Origin of the sequence: Kitasatospora sp. MBT63, assembly GCF_000710465.2 — a bacterium.
In the GTDB taxonomy this organism is placed as follows: Bacteria; Actinomycetota; Actinomycetes; order Streptomycetales; family Streptomycetaceae; genus Kitasatospora.
Genome location: NZ_JAIZ01000497.1, coordinates 1 through 2313 on the forward strand (window position 1 = coordinate 1; position 2313 = coordinate 2313).

At 79.2% G+C, this 2313-nt stretch carries 1 protein-coding gene; it reads left to right on the forward strand.

Features of this window, described 5'->3' with window-relative positions; genetic code table 11:
- The coding region (locus tag AA75_RS26850) for a type 2 lanthipeptide synthetase LanM family protein (protein ID WP_033822846.1) at positions 1-2313 on the forward strand (2313 nt) is incomplete at both ends.

Sequence of the window (2313 nt, forward strand, 5' to 3'; positions counted from 1 at the left end):
CCGTGCTCGCCGAGCCGCCCGCCGACCTGGCCGCCCGGGTGGGCGAGCCCGCCTGGGCCGGGGAGGTGCGCCGGGTCCTCGCCGCGGCCCCGGCCGCGGGGCGGCTCCCTCCGCCGGGCACGTCCTGGGCGGCCGGTTTCGCCACGGTGCTGGCCCCGTTCACCGACCGCGCCGCCGACCGGCTGCTGGCCGCCCCGGAGCTGGCGGGCGCCTGGGAGGTCGCCGATCCGCAGGCGCTGCGGCGGTGCTTCGCCGAGCAGGTGGCGGCGCTGCTGGTACGGCAGGCCCGGCGCACCCTGGTGCTGGAGCTCAACGTGGCGCGGGTCGGCGGCGAGCTGTCGGGTGCCACCCCGCAGGAGCGGTTCGCCGACTTCGTCCGCCTGGCGTCCGGCCGCGACCGGCTCGCGGCGCTGCTGGCGGAGTACCCGGTGCTGGCGCGGCTGCTGGCCCAGACCTGCCGGCACGCGGTCGCGGCCTGGACCGAGTGCCTCGGCCGGTTCGCGGCCGACCGCCGGGCCCTGGCGGCCGTCCTGCCGGCGGGCGCCGAACCGGGCCGGCTGGTCGGGCTGGTGACCGGCGCGGGCGACCGCCACCAGCGGGGCCGGGCGGTGGCGCTGCTGCGCTTCGAGTCCGGCGACCGGGTGGTGTACAAGCCGCGGCCGGTCGAGGTGCACCGGCACTTCAACGACGTGGTGCGCTGGCTGAACGCCCGGCTGCCGGGGCCGGACCAGGCCACCCTGGCGGTGCTGGAGCGGCCCGGGTACGGGTGGGTGGAGTTCGCCCGGGCCGCGCCCTGCCGGGACCGGGCCGAGGTCGACCGGTTCTACCGGCGGCTGGGGGTGCTGCTGGCGCTGCTGCACGTCCTGGGCGGCAACGACATCCACTACGAGAACCTGATCGCCTGCGCCGCCCAGCCGGTCCTGGTCGACCTGGAGACCCTGCTGCACCCGTCCCCGGCCCGGCCGGAGCCGCTGGGCGGCGATCCGGCCCTGCGGCTGTTGGACTCCTCGGTGCACCGGATCGCGCTGCTGCCGTTCCACCTGGTCGGCGACCACGGGGTGCTGGACATCTCCGGGCTGGGCGGCGACCGGGACACCGTGCACCCGCTGGACGTCGCGGGCTGGGAGGCGGCGGGCACCGACGAGATGCGGCTGGCCCGCGGGCCGGTGACGTTCCCCGGCGCGGCCAACCGGCCCCGGCTGGACGGCGCCGACGCCGACCCCGGCGAGTACGCCGGGTCCCTGCTGGCCGGCTTCCGGACCGGGTACCAGGCGCTGGCCGACGGCGCGGACGAACTCGCGGGCCCGGACGGCCTGCTGGCCCGTTTCGCCGCCGACACCACCCGGGTGCTGGTCCGGCCCACCCGGCGGTACGCCGCCCTGCTGGACGAGTCGACCCATCCGGACGTGCTGCGCGACGCCCTCGACCGGGACCGGCTGCTGGACCTGCTGTGGCGCGAGTCGGAGGGCGACCCGGTCCGGGAGCCGCTGGTCACCGCCGAGCTGGCGGAGCTCTGGGCGGGCGACATCCCGCTGCTCGGCTGCACCCCGGCCGCCTGCAGACCCGTCGTCGACGGCGCCGAGGCCGGCCCGGGCTGGGCCGAGTCCGGGCTGGAGCAGGCGGTCCGCCGGCTGGCCGGACTCGGCCGCACCGACCTGTACGACCAGGAGTGGATCATCCGGGCCGCGCTGGCCACCAGGCGGCGCGGCCCGGCCGGGGCCCGGTCCGGCGCGCGGCGCGGCCCGTACCCGCCGAGCGTGCCCGACCAGGAACGGCTGCTGGCGGCGGCCTCCGGGATCGCCGACCGGATCCTGGCCCGGGCGCACGGCGACCGCCACCGGGTCAACTGGCTGACCCTGGAGCCGATCGGCGCACAGCACTGGGCCCTGATGCCGCAGGGCGCCGGCCTGGCCGGCGGCTACTGCGGGACGGCGCTGTTCCTGGCCCGGCTGGCGGCGCTGAGCGGCGTCGAACGGTACGCGCAGGTGGCCCGCCGGGCCGTACGGCCGGTGCCCGCCCTGCTCGCCGCGCTCGCCGACCGGCCCGAGCACCTGGCCGCGGTCGGCGCCGACGCCTTCGACGGTCTCGGCGGGATCGCCTACGCGCTGGGCCAGCTGACGCACCTGCTGGCCGACCCGGAGCTGGCCGCGTCCACCGCACTGGCGGTGGAGCTGACCGCCGCGGCCGCGGCCCGGGACCCGGCGCCGGCCGACGGCGACCCGGGGGTGCTCGCGGCGATGCTGGCGGTCCACGCGGCGACCGGCGACCGGCGGGCCCTGGACACCGCCGACCGGTGCGCCCGGCGGCTGGCCG